The organism is Streptomyces sp. NPDC000941 (assembly GCF_053599555.1).
Window position 1 is genome coordinate 1 of record NZ_JBSFMM010000048.1, and the last position, 20486, is coordinate 20486.

Sequence of the window (20486 nt, forward strand, 5' to 3'; positions counted from 1 at the left end):
GGCGGCGCGCGCCACCGTGCCGCCCGCCGGGGCGGCCACGGCGATCTGGCCCAGCACGTCGATCACCTGCTTGCACCAGCGCACGAAGTCGCCCGCGGGCATGTCGACTTCGCGCAACAGCTCGTCCAGGCCGTGTCCGGAGGCCCAGCGGTACGCGGCCCAGGCGAAGCCCAGATCGGGCTCGCGCTGGCCGACCCCCTCCGCCTGCTTGATCCTGTGGTCGTCCTCCAGGGCGTCCAGCCGGCCCCAGATGCGGACCATCTCGCCCAGCGCCCCCTTGGCCCGACCCGCGGGCAGCTTGGGCGGCATCGCGTCATCCGCCGCCCGCGCCTCGTAGACCAGGGCGGAGGCACAGGCCGCGAGCTCGGCGGGGGCCAGCCCCTCCCATACGCCCTCGCGCAGGCACTCGCTGGCGAGCAGGTCGAGCTCGCCGTAGAGCCGGGCGAGCCGCTTGCCGTCGTCGGTGACCTCCTCGCCGCTCAGATAGCCGAGCTCGGACAGCAGGGCGCAGATCCGGTCGAAGGTGCGCGCGATGGTGTTCGTACGCCCCTCGATCCGCCGCTCCAACTGGCGGGTGTCGCGCAGCAGCCGGTGGTAGCGCTCGGCCCAGCGGGCGTGGTCCTCGCGCTCGTCGCAGCCGTGGCAGGGGTGGGCCCGGAGGGTGGCGCGCAGCCGGGCGATCTCGGTGTCGTCGGCCGCGGCCGAGCGCTCCTTGCGGTGGCGGCGCATCTCGTGGTGGCCCGCCTTGGTACGCAGCGCGGACGCCAGGTCCCTACGCGACTGCGGGCTGCGCGGGTTGAAGGACCGGGGAATCCGCATCCGCTCCAACGGCTCGACCGGCACCGGGAAGTCGATCGCGGCCAGCCGCTTGACCTGCCGCTCGACGGTGAGCACGAGCGGACGCGGCCCGTCGTGGTACTCCAGGCCGCGGCGGCCGCCCGTACGCCCGGCCGGCAGCCCGGGGTCGAGCACCAGCGCCAGCCCGGCGTACTTGCCGGTCGGGACGTGGATGACATCGCCGGGGCGCAGCTTCTCCAGCGCGTCGGCGGCGGCCACGCGCCGCTGCGCCACGCCCTGCTTGGCCAGTTCGGTCTCGCGGTCCTTCAGATCGCGGCGCAGCCGCGCGTACTCGTCGAAATCGCCCAGGTGGCAGGTCATGGAGGCGCGATAGCCGTGCAGGCCCTCCTCGTTGCGCTGCACCTGCCGGGAGATGCCGACGACCGCCTTGTCGGCCTGGAACTGCGCGAAGGAGGTCTCCAGCAGCTCGCGGGAGCGGTGCCGCCCGAACTGCGAGACCAGATTGACGGCCATGTTGTACGAGGGCTTGAAGGACGAGCGCAGCGGATACGTACGGGTGCCGGCCAGGCCCGCGAGGGCGGCCGGGTCCATCGCGCGCTGCCACAGCACCACGGCGTGGCCCTCGACGTCGATACCGCGCCGGCCGGCCCGGCCGGTCAGCTGGGTGTACTCGCCGGGGGTGATGTCGGCGTGCTGCTCACCGTTCCACTTGACGAGCTTCTCCAACACCACGGAACGGGCGGGCATGTTGATGCCGAGCGCCAGGGTCTCGGTGGCGAACACCGCCTTGACCAGCCCGCGGACGAACAGCTCCTCCACGACCTCCTTGAACGTCGGCAGCATCCCCGCGTGATGGGCGGCGATGCCCCGCTCCAGGCCCTCCAGCCATTCGAAATAGCCCAGTACATGCAGGTCTTCGTCCGGTATGCCCGACGTGCGCTCCTCGACGATGGAGCGCACCCGGGCGCGCGCCGCCTCGTCGTTGAGCCGCAACCCGGCGTACAGACACTGCTGTACGGCCGCCTCGCAGCCGGCCCGGCTGAAGATGAAGGTGATCGCGGGCAGCAGCCCCTCGGCATCGAGTCGCTCGATGACTTCGGGCCTGCCGGGGGTCCAGATCCGGCTGCGCTGACGGCGCTCGCGCTCCCGGTCGGCCTCGCGCATATTGTTCCGCCCGCGGCGCTTGTCGCGGCCGAAGCTGGGGCGGGTGTTCTCCATCCGGGCCAGCCGGACCAGATCGGGGTTGACCTCCCGGCGGCCGACCTGGCCGTCCCCCTGCCCGCTCTTCTCCTCGAAGAGGTCGTACATCCGGCGCCCGGCCAGCACGTGCTGCCACAGCGGGACGGGACGGTGCTCGGAGACGATCACTTCGGTGTCGCCGCGGACCGTGTCGAGCCAGTCGCCGAACTCCTCCGCGTTGGACACGGTGGCGGACAGCGACACCAGCGTGACCGACTCGGGGAGGTGGATGATGACCTCTTCCCAGACGGCGCCGCGGAACCGGTCGGAGAGGTAATGGACTTCGTCCATCACCACATAGCCGAGCCCCAGCAGCGACTGGGAGCCCGCATACAGCATGTTCCGCAGCACCTCGGTGGTCATGACGACCACCGGGGCCTCGGAGTTGATGCTGTTGTCGCCGGTGAGCAGGCCGACGCGGTCGGCGCCGTAGCGCTTGACGAGGTCGGTGTACTTCTGGTTCGACAGCGCCTTGATGGGCGTGGTGTAGAAACACTTGCGGCCCTGGGTGAGCGCCAGGTGGACGGCGAACTCGCCCACGATGGTCTTGCCCGAACCGGTGGGGGCGGCGACCAGCACGCCCTTCCCGGCCTCCAGGGCCTTGCACGCCTCGATCTGGAACGGGTCAAGATCGAAGTCGTACATCTCGCGGAAGGGGGCCAGCGCGGTGGCCTCCTCGGCCGCCCGCAGACGGGCCGCGGTGTAGCGCTCGGCGGGAGTTAGCTCGTCGGTCATCGTACGTACGAGACTACCGGCCGCCTCTGACAACGCACGCGATCTTTCTCACCGATCGGGACGGGCGGCAGGGACACCGCGCTCGGGGCAGCAGGGGTACCGAGGCGGCCCGGAGCCGGCCCCGGTTCAGGCGCCCGTGCCCGGCCCGGGCGTCCCCAGCAGCCGTACGGCGCCGGGGACCGCCGTGGCGGTGAGCGGCAGCGGCCCCAGGCGCTCGCCGTCCGCGTACGCGGTCAGGCCGTCGGCTGCCAGGGACACCGAGGCGGCCCGGTGGGTAGTGACCACCCGGTGGCCGAGGTGGGTGCCGCGGTAGACGCGGGGGAAGACCGTCAGCAGCGTGGTGCGGCTGCACGGGCCGACGACCGTGATGTCGAAGAGCCCGTCATCGAGGAGCGCGCCCGCGCAGATCCGCATGCCGCCGCCGTACGAGGTGGCGTTGCCGACGGCGATCAAGGTGGCCTCGACCTCGCGCTGCGGCCCGCCGTCGAGGCTCATCCGGTAGCGGACGGGCTTCAGGGCCGCCAGTTCGGCGAGCATGGCCAGGTCGTAGCGGAGCCGGCCGCGCGGCCGGCGCATCCGGTTGCCGCGCTCGTTGACCCGGGAGTCGAAGCCGGAGGCGAGGACGGTGCCGAACCAGACGTCGCCCACCTGCCCCAGGCCGCCCACCCGCCCCAGGTCGACCTCGCGGCCGCCGTCGCCCTTGAGCGACGCGGCGATGAGCCGGGCCGCGGCGCCCGGGTCCTGTATCGGCAGGCCGGTGGCCCGGGCGAAGTCGTTGCCGCCGCCGACGGCGATCACCCCCAGCGGGGTGCCCGTACCGGCGACCGCCTGGAGGGCGAGCGAGACCATGCCGTCGCCCCCGACGGCCACCAGCGCGCCGGTGCCGTCCGTCACCGCCTCACGGGCCCGCAGCAGGGCCTCCGCGGCGTCGGCGCCCGCCGCGGTCCGCACGGTGAATCCGTGGCCCCGCAGGGTCTCGGCGGCGGGCCGGGCGGCGCGGGCGCCGCGTCCACGGCCCGCCGTCGGGTTGACGAGAAGGGTGATGTCGCAGGTCACCCGCGGACCCTACCGGTGCCCGTACCGATGTCGGCACCAGCACCGGCACCGGTCCGGTCGGCTCAGGTGATGTCGTCGTAGCCGTTGCGCCGCGTCGGGCCCGGGTCGTCCGGATCGTCAGGGCGGGGCGTCGGGGACACCTGCTCGATGTCACCGACGGGCGCGGGGGTCAGATCGAGGTCGGAGGCCTCGTCGTCGCTCAGCCCGGAGTCCGGGTTGCCGCGGCGGCGCCGGCGGTCGTTGAACAGGCAGATGCCCGTGGCGCCGAAGTACAGCACCACGATGGGCGCGGCGAGCAGTGACATGGTCAGCGGGTCGCCGGTGGGTGTGGCGATGGCGGCGAAGACGGTGATGCCGACGACCATGCCCCGCCACCAGCCGAGCATCCGGCGGCCGGTGATCACCCCGCCGAAGTTCAGCAGCACCAGCAGCAGCGGGAGTTCGAAGGCGAGGCCGAAGACGATCACCATGCGCGTGACGATGTCGAAGAACTCGTCCGCGGGGAACAGGTTGGTCCATTCCTCAGGGGTGAGGCCGACCAGGGCCCCGGCCGTGGTGGGCAGCACGGCGTAGGCGAGCCAGGCGCCTGCCAGGAACAGCGGCGCGCCCGCGGCCACGAAGCCGATCGCGTACTTCTTCTCGTGGTTGTGCAGACCGGGCGCGAGGAAGGCCCACAGCTGGTAGAGCCAGACCGGGCTGGAGATGACGACGCCGGTCATCAGGCTCACCTTCAGCATGATCGTGAAGGGGGCGAGAAGACCGTTGGCGGTGATCTGCGCGCAGGGCTTGGGGTCGGCGCCGCCGCCGACGGGCTCACCCTTCTTGCAGCCGACGCTGTCCATCACCGGGCCGGTCAGGAACTCCGCGATCTGCTTGTAGTAGATCAGCGCGACGACCGTGACCACGATGATCGCGACGACCGCCTTCAGCAGTCGGTTGCGCAGCTCACGCAGATGCTCCGCGAGAGGCATCCGCCCCTCAGGGTCCTTCTGCTGTTTGCGGGCAGACTTGAGCAACCCACGTCCTCGTCTCGTGCGAAGGCCGTCGCGGGCTCAGCGAGCCGCGGCGGCACTCTCGGCTTGCGTCGGCTCCGTCAGCTCTGGGCGGTACGGTTCGGCTCGGTGACCGGGCGGGAGCTGGTCACATCGCCGGGGGCCGCCTGGATGGTCCGCGGCGCGGCCTGCGGGGCGGGGTCGGCGGGCGCCGACGCGGACGCCTGCGCTTCGGCGGGCTTCGCCGCCTCGTCGTCCTTCTTCATGGCCTTGGCCTCGCTCTTGAGGATGCGGGCCGACTTGCCGAGGGACCGAGCCATGTCCGGGAGCTTCTTGGCGCCGAAGAGCAGCAGGATGACAACGAGGATCAGAACGATCTCGGTGGGCCTCAGATTGCCGAGCATGTGCGACTACCTTCTCGCCGGGGCGGCGTAACTTTCATGCCTGCCGTATGGGATCGGACTGGCGTGCTAGTGCTGGCAGCGATCGTAACCCGCAGGAGTAAACCCTGGGCAATGCCCATGCATACTCCCCGTTGCTTCCACGGCGCCGCCGTCACAACTGCGCCAAGCAGCCTACCCCGCTGACCCGTGCGTCAGTCCCTGACCTCGGTCAGCCGCCGCTTCTGACGAAAGTACGTCGTCCGATGACATTGCGTCGTCCCGCCCGCGGCGCAGCGCGTCCACCTGGCCGCCCAGCGGGGCCGTGGCCCGTTCCAGGTCCTCGGCAGCCCGGGTGATCCGCCGCGAGCTCTCCCCCACCTGCCGGGCCAGCCGCCGCACTTCGACGAAGACCCGTACGGCGGGCACGGCGAGCACCGCGATTCCGGTGACGGCGAGAGCGAGGGCGAGCATCGGCCAGAGCATGCGCCAGAGCCTAGACCTTGGAGTGCAGCCGCAACGTGCTCACCCCGCCGCCGGTGAGCAGCTCCACGATCCGCTCCCCCGCCGGTTTGCGCACCGCCGATCCGCAGTCGGGGCAGGTGAAGGAGTAGAACGTGGTGCGGTCACTCCCCCCGATCGCCAGCCGCAAGGCGGTGGCCGCCAGCTCGAACCGGCCACGGCAGTCCGGGCAGGCTGCCTTGAAGATCACCGAGGTGGGATTCCCCCCAGCGGTCACTGTGCGTGTCCCTTCACTCACCATAGGCCGCGAGCGCCCGCTGCGCCGCGTCCCGCGCGCTGTCCGCCAGCCCCCGCGGGGAGACGATCCTGCCGTCCCTGCCCAGCCGCAGCGCCAGGCGGCGCAGCGAGCCGGGGTCGGGGGTGCGCAGCGTGATCCTGAGGCCGCCGTCGGGCAGCTCCTCCGCGCTGTCGTGCGGGTAGTACTCGGCGACCCAGCGCCCGCCGGGGCCGACCTCGACGACCACCTCGGGGTCCTCGGCGCCGGTCTGCACCAGCCCGGCGGACAGGTCCGACAGATCGCGAAGCTCGATCGGCGGCGGGTCGGCGGGCGCGTCGAGCAGCTTGATCTCCGCGACCCGGTCAAGACGGAAGGTGCGCCGCGCCTCGGAGAGCCGGCACCACGCCTCCATATACGTACGGCCGACAACGAACAGCCGGATCGGGTCGACCTCGCGCTCGGTGAGCTCGTCCCGCGCGGGCGAGTAGTAGCGCAGCCACAGCCGGCGGCGCTCGGCGATGGCCCGGTCGACCTCGGCGAAGACCCCGCCCTCGGACTCGAAGGTGACCGACAGCCGCGAGCTGGCCCCGGCCGCCTCACCGGCGGCCGCCTCCAGCTTGGCGGTGGCCCGCAGCAAGGCGTCCCGGTCGCCCTCGCGCAGCCCGGGGAGGGTGGCCACGGCGCGGGCGGCGACCAGCAGCGCGGTGGCCTCGTCGGCGGCGAGCCGCAGCGGCTCGGCGACATCGTCGGGGTTGTGCCACCAGATGCGCTCGCCGTCGGTGTCGATGTCCAGCAGGTCACCGCCGCGGAAGCTGGTGCCGCACAGCGGCAGTACGTCCAGGTCCGAGATCAGCTCGTCCTCGGTGATGCCGAAGGCGCGGGCGACATCGGCGATATGGGCGCCGGGGCGCTCGCGCAGATACGTCACCAGGGACAGCATCCGGCGGGTCTGGTCAATGGCGTTTCCGGCCATGTGGAATCCCCCCTCAGCCCTTGGCCACAGCGCGCAGCCGGTCGATGACATCGGCCCGCAGTTCGTCGGGCGCCAGGACGACCACGTCCGGGCCGAACTCCACCAGCCAGGCGTCGAGCCCGTGTCCGTACGGGACCTCCAGCTCGTCCCAGCCGTCGCCCAGCGGGTTGGCGTGCAGCGCCCTGGCCCGCAGCGGGTAGCCGTGGCCGGAGCGCAGTTTGATCCGGGCGGTACGGGTGGCGGTCTCCCCCGACCACCGCTCCACGGTCTCACGCACGGTGACGTGGTCGGGCACCTCGGCGGCGTAGGCGCCGGCCCGCAGACGCACCTTGCCGGTGATCCGGGAGAGCCGGAAGACCCGCTCCGCCGTACGCTCACGGTCCCATCCGGCCAGATACCAGTGGCCGCGCCAGCACTCCAGCGCCCACGGCTCGACATGGCGCTGCTCGGGGCGGGCGGCGTTCGACTTGCGGTAGTCGAACATGACGGGGCGGCGGTCGCGGCAGGCGAGCATCAGCGGCTCGAAGGCGGCCTCATGGACCGGGATCCGCGGTTCCAGGGCGCCGGCCGGCTGGGTGTCGTACGGGTCCTCGGCCAGCGGCATCCCGGCGGCGCGCAGCTTCTGCAGCGCGCCGCTGGCGGCGCCCGCGAGCCGGGCCTGCTGCCAGACCTTCGCGGCCAGGCCGAGGGCCGCGGCCTCCTCGGCGTCCAGGGTGATCGGGGGGAGGCGGTTGCTGTCGCGGCGGGCGAGATAGCCGATTTCGCCGTCGACGCTCTCCACGGTCTCGATGATCAGGCCGAGTTCACGCAGATCGTCCTTGTCCCGCTCGAACATGCGATTGAACGCGTCGTCGCCGCCCGAGCCGGAGGCCGAGTTGGCGGCCGAAGCAGCCGCGGCCGCCTCGATGTATGCCTCTATGGATTCGCGCAACTCGCGCTTCGTCAACGGGCGCCGGGTTCCCAACAGGCACAGCGCCAGATTCATCAGCCGCTCGGCCTTGGCAATCGCCATCGACGCCCCTTCTTTGTGACCTTCCGACCGTGACCGTACCGCTACCGGGACGCGGGACAAAAGCCGAGGGCCCCTGCCGGGCGGCAGGGGCCCCACGAGGGCGCTCGGGCCACGGGGTCAACGCTCACCCGCGAGCCCTGGGCGCACCTGCCTCAGGCGGCGACCAGGTCGCATACGAAGATCAGCGTCTCGCCCGCCTTGATCCGGCCGCCACCGGCGCCCCGGTCGCCGTAGGCCAGGTGCGGCGGGATGATCAGCTGGCGGCGGCCGCCGACCTTCATGCCCTGCACCCCCTGGTCCCAGCCGGAGATGACCTGGCCGGCACCGAGCTGGAACTGCAGCGGGGTGCCGCGGTTCCAGCTCGCGTCGAACTCCTCGCCGGTGCTGAAGGCGACGCCGACGTAGTGGACGGAGACGGTGGCTCCGGCCTTGGCGACGGGGCCGTCGCCCTCCCAGATGTCCTTGATCTCCAGGTCCTTCGGCGGCTCGCCGCCCGGGAAGTCGACCTCGGGCTTGTCGATGCTCACGAACTTGCTCCTCTTACGTGGTGGGCAACCTGCCCAGTCTTGCAGAACCGCCGTCTTACAGAACGGCCAGGATGTCGACGGAGAAGACCAGAGTGGAGTTGGCGGGGATGCCCTGCTGGGCCTGCTTTCCGTAGCCGAGGTCCGGCGGAATGACGATCAGCACCCGGCTGCCGACCTTCTTGCCGGTCAGCCCCTGCGCCCAGCCCTTGACGACCTGCTGCAGCGAGAACTGCGCCAGCTGGCCCTTCTTATAGGTCGCATCGAACTGCTTGCCGCCGTCCCACAGCACGCCCTTGTACTGGACGAGCAGGGAATCGGTGGCCTTGACCTTCGGCCCGTCGCCCTCGATGACATAGGCGGAGACGAGCTTCTTGGGCGCGGCCTTCTTGGGGACGTCGATGGACGGCGCCTTGCCGTCGGTCCCGGTGCCGACCTTGGGCAGATCGGGGTTGCTCTGCGCCACCTCGTCGCCCTTGGCCGAGCTCTTGCCGTTGAAGGCGTCCTTGATGTCGACGACGAACACCAGCGTGTCCGTCCCCTTGATCCCGGCCTGCGGCTGGCCCTTCTCGCCGTAACCGAGGGCCGGCGGGATGGCCAGCTCCACCCGGCTGCCGACCTGCTTGCCCACCAGCCCCTTGTCCCAGCCCGGGATGACCTGGCCGACGCCGATCGGGAAGACGGCGGGCTGCCCCCGGTCGTAGGAGTTGTCGAAGACCTTGGCCGTGTTCCAGATCTGGCCGAGATAGTGCACCTGGAGATAGTCGCCCGAGGCCACCTCGGCCCCGTCGCCCTTGATGACCGTCTTGACGGCCAGGTCCGAGGACGGCGTACCCGTGCCCTTGGCGACCTTCGGCTTCTCACCGAACTTCGTACCGCCGGTGATGGCCGGCACCGGCCCGCTCACGATCTTGCCGGTGGGCTCCGCGGCCTTCGGGCTGCTGGTCTCCGGCGACGGCGAGGCCTTGGACGACTTTTCGGATCCTGATTTCTCAGTGCCGCAGCCCGCGGCGGTGAGCAAGCCGGCGGGCACGGCAAGAAGTACGGAACGTCGGCGCACGAAAGTCCTCGTTGGGTAGATCCTGCGGGGGCAATGCGCGCCACTCTACGACGTGCCGGAGGCCCCGTACGCGAAACGTACGGGGCCCCGCGCCGGACATGGGCCGTCCGGGCGCCGTCGTCACATTCCGGCGATCAGCTTCTCCACACGGTCGTCCACCGAGCGGAACGGGTCCTTGCACAGCACCGTACGCTGCGCCTGATCATTGAGTTTGAGGTGCACCCAGTCGACGGTGAAGTCGCGGCGCTGCTCCTGGGCGCGGCGGATGAAATCACCGCGCAGCCGGGCACGGGTGGTCTGCGGCGGCACCGACTTGCCCTCGAAAATCTTCAAGTCGTTGCACACCCGGGCCGCCTGACCCCGCTTCTCCAGGAGGTAGTACAGCCCTCGGCGGCGGTGGATGTCGTGATACGCGAGGTCTATCTGGGCGACCCGCGGATGGGACATGGTGATGTTGTTCTTCGCCCGGTACCGCTCGATCAGCCGGTATTTCATCACCCAGTCGATCTCGGTGTCGATCCGGTCCAGCTCTTCGGTGCGGATCGCGTCCAGAGTGCGGCCCCACAGTTCGAGGACGCGCTCGACGGTGCCGGTGCGGATACCGCGGCGCTCGCAGAAGTCGACCGCCTTTTCGTAGTACTCCTGCTGGACCTCGAGGGCGGACGCCTCGCGCCCGCTGGCCAGCCGTACCTTGCGCTGTCCGGTGATGTCATGGCTGACCTCACGGATGGCCCGAATGGGGTTCTCCAGGGTCAGATCGCGCATCACCGTGCCCGCCTCGATCATGCGCAGCACCAGATCGGTGGCGCCGACCTTGAGCAGCATGGTCGTCTCGGACATGTTGGAGTCGCCCACGATGACGTGCAGCCTGCGATAGCGCTCGGCGTCGGCGTGCGGCTCGTCGCGGGTGTTGATGATCGGCCGGGAGCGGGTGGTCGCGGAGCTGACGCCCTCCCAGATGTGCTCGGCGCGCTGACTGACGCAGTAGACCGCGCCGCGCGGCGTCTGCAGCACCTTGCCGGCGCCGCACAGCAGCTGCCGGGTCACCAGGAAGGGGATGAGAATGTCGGCGAGGCGGGAGAACTCGCCATGGCGGGCCACCAGATAGTTCTCGTGACAGCCGTATGAGTTCCCCGCCGAGTCGGTGTTGTTCTTGAAGAGATAGACGTCGCCCGCGATTCCCTCCTCGTGCAGGCGGCGCTCGGCGTCCACGAGCAGACCTTCGAGAATGCGCTCGCCTGCCTTGTCGTGGGTGACCAACTCGGTCACGTTGTCACACTCGGGAGTTGCGTATTCCGGGTGCGAGCCCACGTCGAGATAGAGGCGGGCGCCGTTGCGCAGGAAGACATTGCTGCTGCGGCCCCAGGAGACGACACGGCGGAAGAGGTAGCGCGCCACTTCGTCAGGAGACAACCGGCGCTGTCCCCTGAATGTGCACGTGACGCCGTACTCGTTCTCCAGCCCGAAAATGCGGCGGTCCATGCCTGAACATTACGCCTGATGGCCTGCTCTGAAACCGGGTTCGACGGCACGGTTGCGATCATTTTCCGCCTGAGGTTCACTCGACGTCCCTCCTGGTGTGCCGGTTGGCGTACCGGTAGGTGTACCGCCCGGCGTGCCGGTGAGGAAGCGCGCGGTGGCCAGCAACACGGCCAGCGCCACCGCCCCGGCGGCCCCCGGAACGGCGAAGCCCGCCGCCACCCCGCCATGCTCCATCACCGGCCCCGCGGCGGCCGTTCCCGCGGCGTTCCCGACCACGAAGGTGGTCACCAGCCAGGAGAACGCCTCGGTCACCGTGCCGCGCGGGGCGTGCCGGTCGACGACCACGAAGACGCAGGCGAGCGCGGGAGCCAGGAAGAGACCGGAGAGCCCGGCGAGGGCCGTCATCGCGGCCACCCCGGGCACCAGGACCAGCGGCAGATAGCCGAGCGCCAGCGCGGCCACCAGGACCCGCAGCCGCCGCTCCGGCGGGCCGGCCCAGGGCCGCGCCCCGTACGCGAGACCGCCCACCAGCGCGCCGACGCCCAGCGCGGAGAGCAGATAGCTGGACACCATGCCGCCGCCGTGCTCGTCCGCGTAACCGACGGCCGCCACGCCGATCGAGCCGAGAGCGATGCCGACGAAGAAGAACGTGCCGAGCAGCACCAGCAGCCCCCGCGAGCGCAGCGCGCCCAGCCAGTGCGCCTCGCGCGGCGCCGAACGCCACTGGCGGGAGGGCGGCGAGACCACGACCGACAGCGCGCCCGCGACCCCGATCACATTGATCACCAGCAGCGCCACCGCCTCCGACCACAGCGCCACCAGGGCGGTCACCAACAGCGGCCCGACGGAGAAGATCACCTCCTGCGCGACAGCGTCCAGCGCATACGCCGCATGCACCCACTCCTCCCGCCCGAGCACCCCCGGCCACAGCGCCCGCAGCCCGCCCTCCAGGGGCGGGGTGAACAGACCGGCAGCCAGCATCGCGGCGTACGCGACGGGCAGCGGATCGAGCCCGACCACGGCGAACACGGCCATGGCGACCGCGGACGCCACCGCCGCGGGCAGCATCACCCGCGGCTGCCCGTAATGGTCCACGGCCCGGCCGAGCAGCGGCTGGCCGACCGCGTTGCCCACGCCGTAGACCGCGGACAGCACACCGGCCAGGGCGTAGCTGCCGCCCTCGGCACGCGTGAAGAGCACGACGGCGAGGGCGGCGGTGGCGTTCGGCAGCCGGCCGACGAGCGTGCCGATGAGGAGGCGGGCCGCGTGTTTGCTGCGCAGCAGGTCCCTGTAGCCGGCGGCCATCGCCTGCCCTTTCTGTTCGGGGTTTCCGGTTCGCGTGCTCCCCCGGGCGAGTCCGCCCGAGGTTTTACGTATAACGTCCGCCGTTATACGTACCATGGCTGCCGACCGCGGTCCACCTCACGGTGGGCGACCGACCGTGATGACCATGGCGAGGGGAAGGCGATGGCGGCGAGCGCGAATGGCGACGGGGCGCGCGCTCCCGGCGCGCGGGGTGGGGGCCCGGGCGCGCTTGCGGGTCCGGCCGCCCTGGGGAGCCACGGCCCGGCGGAGACCGAGGCCGACGCCGACGCAAGCGGCGGGGCGCCGGGCCGGGACCACGCGGGCGACGTGGATGGCGCGGGGCGCGGGGGCGTCTCGGGCCACGCAGGCGGGCGGACGACGCGCGAGTCGGGTGTAGACCGGGAACCAACCGCGGGGCACGGAGGGGGCGACGTGGGTGGGCGAGCAGCTCGTAAGACGGGCGCCGGCCGGGTGCCGGGACCAGGGCACACGGACGGCCCGGGCGGCATGGACGGCGCGGGCGGCTCGGGCGGCCCGGGCCACGTCGGCGGCCGGACGGCGCGCGAGACGGGCGCCAGCCGGGAACCGGGCGCAGGCAGCTCGAGCCACGTGGGTGGGCGTACGGCACGTGAGACGGGCGCCAGCCGGGAACCGGGCGCAGGCGGCTTGGGCCACGTGGGTGGGCGGGCGGCGCGCGAGACCGGTGCCGGCCAGGGACCGGGCGGGGGGCGCGGGGGGCGGCGTGCGGTCGGGGCTCGGGCGACCAGTCGGGACGTGGCGCGGGTCGCGGGCGTGTCGCAGGCGACCGTTTCACTGGTCCTGGGCGACAAGTGGGCCGGACGCGTGTCGGAACGCACCGCGGCGGCGGTGCGCGCCGCCGCGCGTGAACTCGGCTACCGCCCGAACCTCGCGGCGCGCAGCCTCCGCCTCGGCCGGACCAGGACCGCGCTGCTCGTCGTCCCGGCGCTCACCACGGAGTTCTTCGCCCGCGTGTACACCGGCGCCGCGCGCGTGGCCGCCGAGGGCGGCTTCGGGGTGGTGCTCTACCCGTCCCCGGAGGGCGTAGGCCCGGCGCGCGACCCCTTCGACTCGGCGCGCGCCTCGCTCGACGGCGTGATCGCCTCCTCGATGGCGGCGGACGCGCTGGCCGCGGTGCGCGGCGGAGGGCTCCCGCTGGTGATGCTCGACAGCTCCCCCGATGAGACCGCCGCGGCGGCCACGGTCAACCTCGACATCGCCGACGGCATGCGACAGGCCGCCGGGCACCTCCTGGGCCTGGGACACCGCCGTATCGCCCATGTCGCGGCGGCCGTGGACACCTGGACCTTCCGGATCCGCGCACGGGCCCTGGCGGCGGCTGTGGGCGCGGTCCCGGGCGCCTCCCTGCACACCGAGGCGGCCCCCCTGACGGTCGACGAGGGCCGCCGCGCGGCCGAACGGGCACTCACCCGCCCCGGCCCCCGCCCCACGGCGCTCGTATGCGACGACGACATCCTGGCGGCCGGCGCCTGCAAGGCCGCCCGGCGACTGGGGTTGCGGGTGCCGGACGACGTCTCGGTCACCGGCTTCGACGACCTCGCGCTGGCGACGGCGGTCGACCCGGAGCTGACGACGGTACGGCTGCCGGCGGAGGCGGTCGGCGCGGCCGGTATGCGGGCCCTGATGGCGGTCCTGGCCGGCGAGCCGGCCCGCGACACATCACTCCCGGTGGAACTCGTCCCCCGCGGCTCCAGCGCCCCGCCACCACGCTAGCCCCGCCACCAGCCAGGAATTGCCCGCACGCCGACCTGGCCACTCCCCCAGCCACCGTCGGCCGGTATGCCCGAGGCCGGCTGCTGGGGCCGCAAACGCCTCGGCGCGCCTCGGCCGGAGCCGGGGCGCGCCATGGCGGGTGAGGTGTCGGGGAGGGTTACTCCTCCGTCTCGGAGGACTCCTCGGCTGGCGTCTCGGCCTCGGAATCCCCCTCGGCCTCGGATTCGGCCTCGGCCGTGGCGCTCTCCAGGAGGCGGGTCAGCTGGCTGCCCAGCATCCGCTTGAACTTCCGCTGCTGCGGTCGCGTCCGGTCCAGCAGCGCGACCTCGAGCTGCTCGGCGGTGAGGCTGCGCTCGCCGCCGTTGCTGTCCCGGGCGAGGGACTCGACGGCCAGTTTCAGCGCCTCGGCAAGGGTCATGCCGTCCACGTGGCGCTGGTCGAGATAGCTGCTGATCTGGTCGGCGTTGCCACCCACCGCGACCGAGCCGTGCTCGTCGACGATGGAGCCGTCGTGCGGCAGCCGGTAGATCTGGTCGTCCTCGGGGCCGTCCCCGACCTCGGCGACGATCAGCTCGACCTCATAGGGCTTCTCCGCGGCACTGGAGAAGATGGTGCCGAGCGTCTGGGCGTAGACATTGGCGAGGCCGCGGGCGGTCACATCGTCGCGGTCGTACGTGTAGCCGCGCAGATCGGCGTAGCGGACACCGCCGATGCGCAGATTCTCGAACTCGTTGTACTTGCCGACCGCCGCGAAGGCGATCCGGTCGTAGATCTCGCTGACCTTGTGCAGCGCGCGGGACGGGTTCTCCGCGACGAAAAGGATGCCGTCGGCATACTGCAGCACGACCACGCTGCGGCCGCGCGCGATGCCCTTGCGGGCGTACTCGGCGCGGTCGGCCATGGCCTGCTGAGGCGATACATAGAACGGCGTCGTCACCGGCTATCCGTCCCTTCCTGTCAGTGGCGAAAGCATTCCGGGTCAACCGTCCCCTCAGAGCAGCGAGGCCCGCGGGCCGTCCGGCTCCTCGAGCCGCCGCTCGTGGATGGCGCGGGCGATCTCGGAGACCTCCGCCTCGGTGAGCCTCTTGAAGCCGTCCTCGGTGATCACCGTGACGATGGGGTAGATGCGCCGCCCAAGGTCGGGGCCGCCGGTCGCGGAGTCCTCGTCGGCGGCGTCGTACAGCGCCTGGACGACGGCGGTGGCGGTGTCGGATTCGGTCAGATCCTCGCGGTACAGCTTCTTGAGCGCGCCGCGGGCGAAGAGCGAGCCGGAGCCGGTGGCGGCGAAGCCGTGCTCCTCGGAGCGTCCGCCGGTCACGTCGTAGGAGAAGATGCGGCCCTTCTCACGGTCGACGTCCCAGCCCGCGAAGATCGGGACGACGGCCAGACCCTGCATGGCCATGCTCAGATTGCCGCGGATCATGGTCGACAGCCGGTTGGCCTTGCCCTCCAGGGAGAGGGTGGTGCCTTCGACCTTCTCGAAGTGCTCCAGCTCCAGCTGGAAGAGCTTGACCATCTCCACGGCGAAGCCGAGCGTGCCCGCGATACCGACGGCCGAGTACTCGTCGGCGGGGAAAACCTTCTCGACGTCGCGCTGGGAGATGAGGTTGCCCATCGTCGCGCGGCGGTCACCGGCGAGCACCACGCCGCCGGGGAAGGTCGCCCCGACGATCGTCGTGCCGTGGGGGGCCTCGATAGCGCCCTGCACCGGGGGGAGCGGGCGGTTCCCCGGGAGCAGGTCGGGCGAGTGGTCGCCGAGGAAGTCCATGAAGGATGAGGAGCCAGGCGTCAGGAAGGCAGCTGGTAGACGCCCGGTGCTACGAGTGTTGGCTTCCACGCGTTTCCTTCCAGGTATGTCGCAGCCCGCCTTATCACGTCGGGCCGATCCTTGAACTGCCCCAGTGCCGCGTTGCAGCTGAAGCACAGTACGCCACGGACCCTACCCTTCTCATGGCAGTGATCCACATGTGCGGCCGGAGCCTTCAGGCAAATCACACAGAGCCCCATCTGAGAGGCGACCATCTCGTCACGCTCGGCTTCGGTGATGCCGTACTGGCGCATTAGGCGTCCTACACGGTTGTCGACCGCACGACAGGACCGGCACCTTGATGCCAAGCCGTCAGCGGAGGACTGCTTGCGATGCCATTCGGAGCGCGGCTTCACCTTTCCGCACCCATGGCAGTGCTTGTGATCCTCTTGGACCGCCCCAGGCGTCGGGAACGTTCTTCCCATGGCCTCCTGACGCCGTCTATCGGACTCAGCGGCACAGTCACGACAGCGGTGCTGCAGGCCGTCAAGGTTGCTCCGCTTCAGCGCGAACGCCGCGCGCGGCTTGACCTCGCCGCACCGCGCGCAGCGTTTCACGCCCTGACCAGCTACCACTCACCCACCCCGTTCGACCTTCGAATCGAAGGCAAAAGCGGCCTACTGCCCGCCCTTCTGAACGAATGACCTCACGAAATCCTCGGCATTGGCCTCGAGCACGTCGTCGATCTCGTCCAGAACGTCGTCCACGTCATCCGACAGCTTCTCGTGCCGCTCCTTGAGATCCTCCGCCGCCTGCGCGTCCTGCGCCTGCTCCTCGACCTCCTCGGTCGTGCGCGACGCCTTCTGCTGTCCGCCGCCGGTGTCCTTTGTCGCCATATCCCTCACCCCGCTCGGTTCGCCCCAGCTTGATTCGATCGGTCAAGATCAGACCCTACAAGCCGGGTCCGACATCGGCCTCGCAGTTGTTACAACGCACCGAGGCCACCTCGATGATTCCCGGCCGCGGCCCATTTCAGCCCCCCGAGAGCACCCGGACCAGCTCCTCGGCGGTGCGGCAGCGGTCCAGGAGCGCCTTGACGTGGTTTCTGGTGCCGCGCAGTGGTTCCAGCGTCGGGACCCGCTGGAGGGAGTCCCGGCCCGGCAGATCGAAGATCACCGAGTCCCAGGAGGCGGCGGCCACGTCGTCGGCGTACTGCTCCAGGCAGCGGCCGCGGAAGTAGGCCCTGGTGTCCTCCGGCGGCTTGCTCCGGGCCCGGGACACTTCGTCCTCGTCCAGCAGCCGCTTCATCTTGCCGCGGGCCGCCAGACGGTTGTACAGGCCCTTCTCAGGGCGCACATCGGCGTACTGGAGATCCACCAGATGGAGCCGGGCGGCGTCCCACTCGAGGCCGTCACGGCGCCGGTAGCCCTCCATGAGCTCGCGCTTGGCGACCCAGTCCAGCTCGCCGGACAGACTCATCGGGTCCCGCTCCAGCCGGTTCAGGACGTCCTCCCAGCGGGTGAGTACATCCCGGGTCTGTTCATCGGCGTCGGCGCCGAAGCGGTCCTCGACGTACTTGCGGGCCAGCTCGAAGTACTCCATCTGGAGCTGCACCGCGGTGAGTGTGCGGCCGCTGCGCAGCGTGACCAGGCGGCGCAGCGTCGGGTCGTGGGAGACCTGGTGCAGGGTGCGTACGGGCTGGTCCACGGCGAGGTCCACGGCGATGAAGCCGTCCTCGATCATCGACAGCACCAGGGAGGTGGTGCCGAGCTTGAGGTAGGTCGAGATCTCGGAGAGGTTGGCGTCGCCGATGATCACATGCAGTCGCCGGTACTTCTCGGCGTCGGCGTGCGGCTCGTCGCGGGTGTTGATGATGGGGCGCTTGAGGGTGGTCTCCAGGCCCACCTCGACCTCGAAGTAGTCGGCCCGCTGACTGATCTGGAACCCGTGTTCATGGCCGTCCTGGCCCAGGCCCACCCGGCCGGCGCCGGTGACGACCTGCCGGGAGACGAAGAAGGGGGTGAGGTGGCGCACGATGTCCGAGAAGGCGGTCTCCCGCTTCATCAGGTAGTTCTCATGCGTGCCGTAGGAGGCGCCCTTGTTGTCGGTGTTGTTCTTGTAGAGGTGGATCGGCTGGGCTCCGGGCAGCTGGCCGGCGCGCAGGGCGGCCTCGGCCATGATGCGCTCGCCCGCCTTGTCCCAGAGCACCGCGTCCCTGGGGTTGGTCACCTCGGGGGCGGAGTACTCGGGGTGTGCGTGGTCGACGTAGAGCCGCGCCCCATTGGTGAGGATCACATTGGCCAGGCCGATGTCCTCGTCCGTGAGCTGGCTGGCGTCCGCGGACTCGCGTGCGAGGTCGAAGCCGCGGGCGTCCCGCAGCGGGTTCTCCTCCTCGAAGTCCCAGCGGGCGCGGCGCGCCCGGTGCATCGCCGCCGCGTACGCGTTGACCACCTGGGATGAGGTGAGCATGGCATTGGCGTTCGGGTGGCCCGGGACGGAGATCCCGTACTCCGTCTCGATCCCCATTACTCGCCGTACGGTCATGCGGCCCTCCTTGCCCGGCGCCGTCCCCGGGCGGGTTCGGCGCTCAAGTACCGCTGTGCTTCCGGTCCGTGCGCGGCCCCCGATCCCCCGCACCGCGCTGCCGCGGTACCGGAGAGCCTAGAGCCGCTGCTCGGCCCTGAGGCGATCATTTCAGTCATTGCTCCGGTCCGGCTCGTAGGTGCCCGCGCGCTGTGCTGACGGGTCCGATATACACATCCGAAATCACGGTCCGAAAAGCGCATCCGGCTACGGATGCCCCGTCCAGGACATCCGCAGCCGGACCGCGGTGTTACAGGTACTGACCGGTGTTCGCCACCGTGTCGATGGAGCGTCCCGTGTCCGCGCCCTGCTTTCCGGTGACCAGGGTGCGGATGTAGACGATCCGCTCGCCCTTCTTGCCGGAGATGCGGGCCCAGTCGTCGGGGTTCGTGGTGTTCGGCAGGTCCTCGTTCTCCTTGAACTCGTCCACGCAGGCGGCGAGCAGATGGGAGACCCTCAGGCCCTTCTGGTTGTGGTCCAGGAAGTCCTTGATGGCCATCTTCTTGGCCCGGTCCACGATGTTCTGGATCATGGCGCCGGAGTTGAAGTCCTTGAAGTAGAGGACTTCCTTGTCGCCGTTGGCGTAGGTGACCTCGAGGAAGCGGTTCTCCTCGGACTCGGTGTACATCTGCTCGACGACCGACTGGATCATGCCGCCGACGGCGGCCTTGGGGGACCCGCCGTGCTCGGCGAGGTCGTCCGTGTGGATCGGCAGGGTCTGCGTCAGGTACTTCGAGAAGATGTCCTTCGCGGCCTCGGCGTCCGGACGCTCGATCTTGATCTTCACATCGAGGCGGCCGGGGCGCAGGATCGCCGGGTCGATCATGTCCTCGCGGTTGGAGGCGCCGATGACGATCACATTTTCCAGGCCCTCGACGCCGTCGATCTCGGAGAGCAGCTGGGGGACGATGGTGTTCTCCACGTCCGAGCTGACACCGGAGCCGCGGGTCCGGAAGAGGGAGTCCATCTCGTCGAAGAAGACGATGACGGGCGTGCCGTCGCTGGCCTTCTCCCGCGCCCGCTGGAAGACCAGCCGGATGTGCCGCTCCGTCTCGCCGACGTACTTGTTCAGCAGCTCGGGGCCCTTGATGTTGAGGAAGAAGCTCTTCCCCGCGGGCTTCCCGGTCACCTCGGCGACCTTCTTGGCAAGGGAGTTGGCCACGGCCTTGGCGATCAGCGTCTTACCGCAGCCGGGCGGGCCGTACAGCAGCACACCCTTGGGCGGCCGCAGTTCATGCTCCTTGAACAGGTCGGGGTAGAGGTACGGGAGCTCGACCGCGTCCCTGATCAGCTCGATCTGGTTGCCCAGGCCGCCGATCTTGGTGTAGTCGATGTCCGGGACCTCTTCGAGGACGAGCTCTTCGACCTCGCTCTTGGGTACGACCTCGTACACGTAGCCGGAGCGGGGCTCGAGCAGCAGGGCGTCGCCGGGGCGGATGGTGATGTCCAGCAGCGGCTCGGCGAGCCGAACCACGCGCTCCTCGTCGGTGTGCCCGATCACCAGGGCGCGCTCGCCGTCCTCAAGGATTTCCTTGAGGGTGACGATGTCCCCGGCGCGCTCGTACGCCATGGCCTCGACCACATTGAGCGCCTCGTTGAGCATGACCTCCTGGCCGCGCCTGAGGTCCTCGAGATCGACGCTCGGGCTGACGTTCACCCGGAGTTTCCGGCCTCCGGTGAAGATATCGGCCGTGCCGTCCTCGTTCGCCTGCAGAAACACTCCGAAGCCGGCCGGCGGCTGGGCGAGCCGGTCGACCTCCTCCTTGAGGGCCACGATCTGGTCGCGGGCCTCACGGAGCGTGTTGGCGAGCCGCTCGTTCTGCGCGGACACGCCCGCCAGGTTTGTCTGCAGCTCGACGATCCGCTCTTCGAGAATCCTCGTGTGCCGCGGAGAGTCGGCGAGCTTACGTCGCAGGACGGCGATTTCCTGCTCGAGATAGGCAACCTGGCCGGCTGGGTCATCAGACCCCCGCCCGGGCCGGATGCCGCGGTTGATGTCGTCGTCGTGGGCTGCCACGGTCCTCACCTCCTCCAAGGGGAGCTGGACGCTTCCTGACCCTACCTGGGCCGGTGCGGGTTGAAACCCCTAGATCACAAACCCGGTCGGCG

The 20486-nt window shown here is 70.5% G+C and carries 18 protein-coding genes and 1 pseudogene; 1 reads left to right on the forward strand and 18 read right to left on the reverse strand.

Annotation, left to right across the window (positions count from 1 at the left end):
- The 12 genes and pseudogenes from ACWDSL_RS17700 to ACWDSL_RS17755 all read right to left on the reverse strand — a co-directional run.
- On the reverse strand, positions 1–2772 hold a 2772-nt coding region (locus ACWDSL_RS17700; protein ID WP_450486305.1), incomplete at its 3' end, for a DEAD/DEAH box helicase.
- Between the two features lie 126 nt (positions 2773–2898).
- Positions 2899–3828 carry a diacylglycerol kinase gene (locus ACWDSL_RS17705; RefSeq protein WP_450486307.1) on the reverse strand — a complete coding sequence of 310 codons (930 nt, stop codon included), beginning with the start codon at positions 3826–3828 and terminating at the stop codon, positions 2899–2901.
- Between the two features lie 62 nt (positions 3829–3890).
- Complete coding sequence (gene tatC / locus ACWDSL_RS17710) at positions 3891–4799, reverse strand: twin-arginine translocase subunit TatC (protein WP_450486309.1); 909 nt, start codon at positions 4797–4799, stop codon at positions 3891–3893.
- A 122-nt stretch (positions 4800–4921) separates the two neighbouring features.
- The gene (tatA, locus tag ACWDSL_RS17715; protein WP_450486311.1) at positions 4922–5224 is read right to left on the reverse strand and encodes a Sec-independent protein translocase subunit TatA; all 303 of its coding nucleotides are present in this window, start codon (positions 5222–5224) and stop codon (positions 4922–4924) included.
- 264 nt (positions 5225–5488) lie between these two features.
- A pseudogene (locus ACWDSL_RS17720) lies at positions 5489–5686 on the reverse strand (hypothetical protein); the annotation flags it as partial.
- A gap of 10 nt (positions 5687–5696) precedes the next feature.
- A complete protein-coding gene (locus ACWDSL_RS17725; RefSeq protein ID WP_055414334.1) occupies positions 5697–5963 on the reverse strand; it encodes a hypothetical protein in 267 nt (88 codons plus the stop codon).
- Positions 5953–6912 carry a helix-turn-helix transcriptional regulator gene (locus ACWDSL_RS17730; RefSeq protein ID WP_450486313.1) on the reverse strand — a complete coding sequence of 320 codons (960 nt, stop codon included), beginning with the start codon at positions 6910–6912 and terminating at the stop codon, positions 5953–5955. The genes ACWDSL_RS17725 and ACWDSL_RS17730 overlap by 11 nt, the downstream gene beginning before the upstream one ends.
- A gap of 13 nt (positions 6913–6925) precedes the next feature.
- Entirely contained in the window at positions 6926–7924 is a 999-nt protein-coding gene (locus tag ACWDSL_RS17735; RefSeq protein WP_450486315.1) for a helix-turn-helix transcriptional regulator, read from the reverse strand.
- 152 nt (positions 7925–8076) lie between these two features.
- Positions 8077–8451, reverse strand: coding sequence for an FKBP-type peptidyl-prolyl cis-trans isomerase (locus tag ACWDSL_RS17740; protein ID WP_450486317.1), 375 nt, complete (start codon positions 8449–8451; stop codon positions 8077–8079).
- Positions 8452–8506: 55 nt separating this feature from the next.
- Positions 8507–9508: an FKBP-type peptidyl-prolyl cis-trans isomerase gene (locus ACWDSL_RS17745; protein ID WP_450486319.1), complete on the reverse strand. Its 1002-nt coding sequence runs from the start codon at positions 9506–9508 to the stop codon at positions 8507–8509.
- A gap of 120 nt (positions 9509–9628) precedes the next feature.
- A complete protein-coding gene (pafA, locus tag ACWDSL_RS17750; RefSeq protein WP_385626605.1) occupies positions 9629–10990 on the reverse strand; it encodes a Pup--protein ligase in 1362 nt (453 codons plus the stop codon).
- 9 nt (positions 10991–10999) lie between these two features.
- On the reverse strand, positions 11000–12295 hold the full coding sequence (locus ACWDSL_RS17755; protein WP_450486321.1) for an MFS transporter: 1296 nt from the start codon (positions 12293–12295) through the stop codon (positions 11000–11002).
- Between the two features lie 774 nt (positions 12296–13069).
- On the opposite strand from ACWDSL_RS17755, the gene ACWDSL_RS17760 reads away from it, so the two are divergent.
- Positions 13070–14047, forward strand: a complete 978-nt coding sequence (locus ACWDSL_RS17760) for a LacI family DNA-binding transcriptional regulator (RefSeq protein WP_450486323.1) — start codon at positions 13070–13072, stop codon at positions 14045–14047.
- Between the two features lie 157 nt (positions 14048–14204).
- Here the strand turns inward: ACWDSL_RS17760 and prcA are convergent, their stop codons facing one another.
- The 6 genes from prcA to arc all read right to left on the reverse strand — a co-directional run bounded on the left by prcA (position 14205) and on the right by arc (position 20394).
- The gene (gene prcA / locus ACWDSL_RS17765; RefSeq protein WP_450486325.1) at positions 14205–14984 is read right to left on the reverse strand and encodes a proteasome subunit alpha; all 780 of its coding nucleotides are present in this window, start codon (positions 14982–14984) and stop codon (positions 14205–14207) included.
- A gap of 54 nt (positions 14985–15038) precedes the next feature.
- A complete protein-coding gene (gene prcB / locus ACWDSL_RS17770; RefSeq protein ID WP_450486327.1) occupies positions 15039–15884 on the reverse strand; it encodes a proteasome subunit beta in 846 nt (281 codons plus the stop codon).
- Positions 15836–16279: an endonuclease VII domain-containing protein gene (locus ACWDSL_RS17775; protein WP_450486329.1), complete on the reverse strand. Its 444-nt coding sequence runs from the start codon at positions 16277–16279 to the stop codon at positions 15836–15838. Before ACWDSL_RS17775 ends, prcB begins: the two co-directional genes overlap by 49 nt.
- Positions 16280–16471: 192 nt before the next feature.
- Positions 16472–16690: a ubiquitin-like protein Pup gene (locus ACWDSL_RS17780; protein WP_014181047.1), complete on the reverse strand. Its 219-nt coding sequence runs from the start codon at positions 16688–16690 to the stop codon at positions 16472–16474.
- A 136-nt stretch (positions 16691–16826) separates the two neighbouring features.
- Positions 16827–18338 carry a depupylase/deamidase Dop gene (gene dop / locus ACWDSL_RS17785; RefSeq protein ID WP_358645440.1) on the reverse strand — a complete coding sequence of 504 codons (1512 nt, stop codon included), beginning with the start codon at positions 18336–18338 and terminating at the stop codon, positions 16827–16829.
- Positions 18339–18627: 289 nt separating this feature from the next.
- A complete protein-coding gene (gene arc / locus ACWDSL_RS17790; RefSeq protein ID WP_450486332.1) occupies positions 18628–20394 on the reverse strand; it encodes a proteasome ATPase in 1767 nt (588 codons plus the stop codon).
- Positions 20395–20486 lie beyond the last annotated feature (92 nt).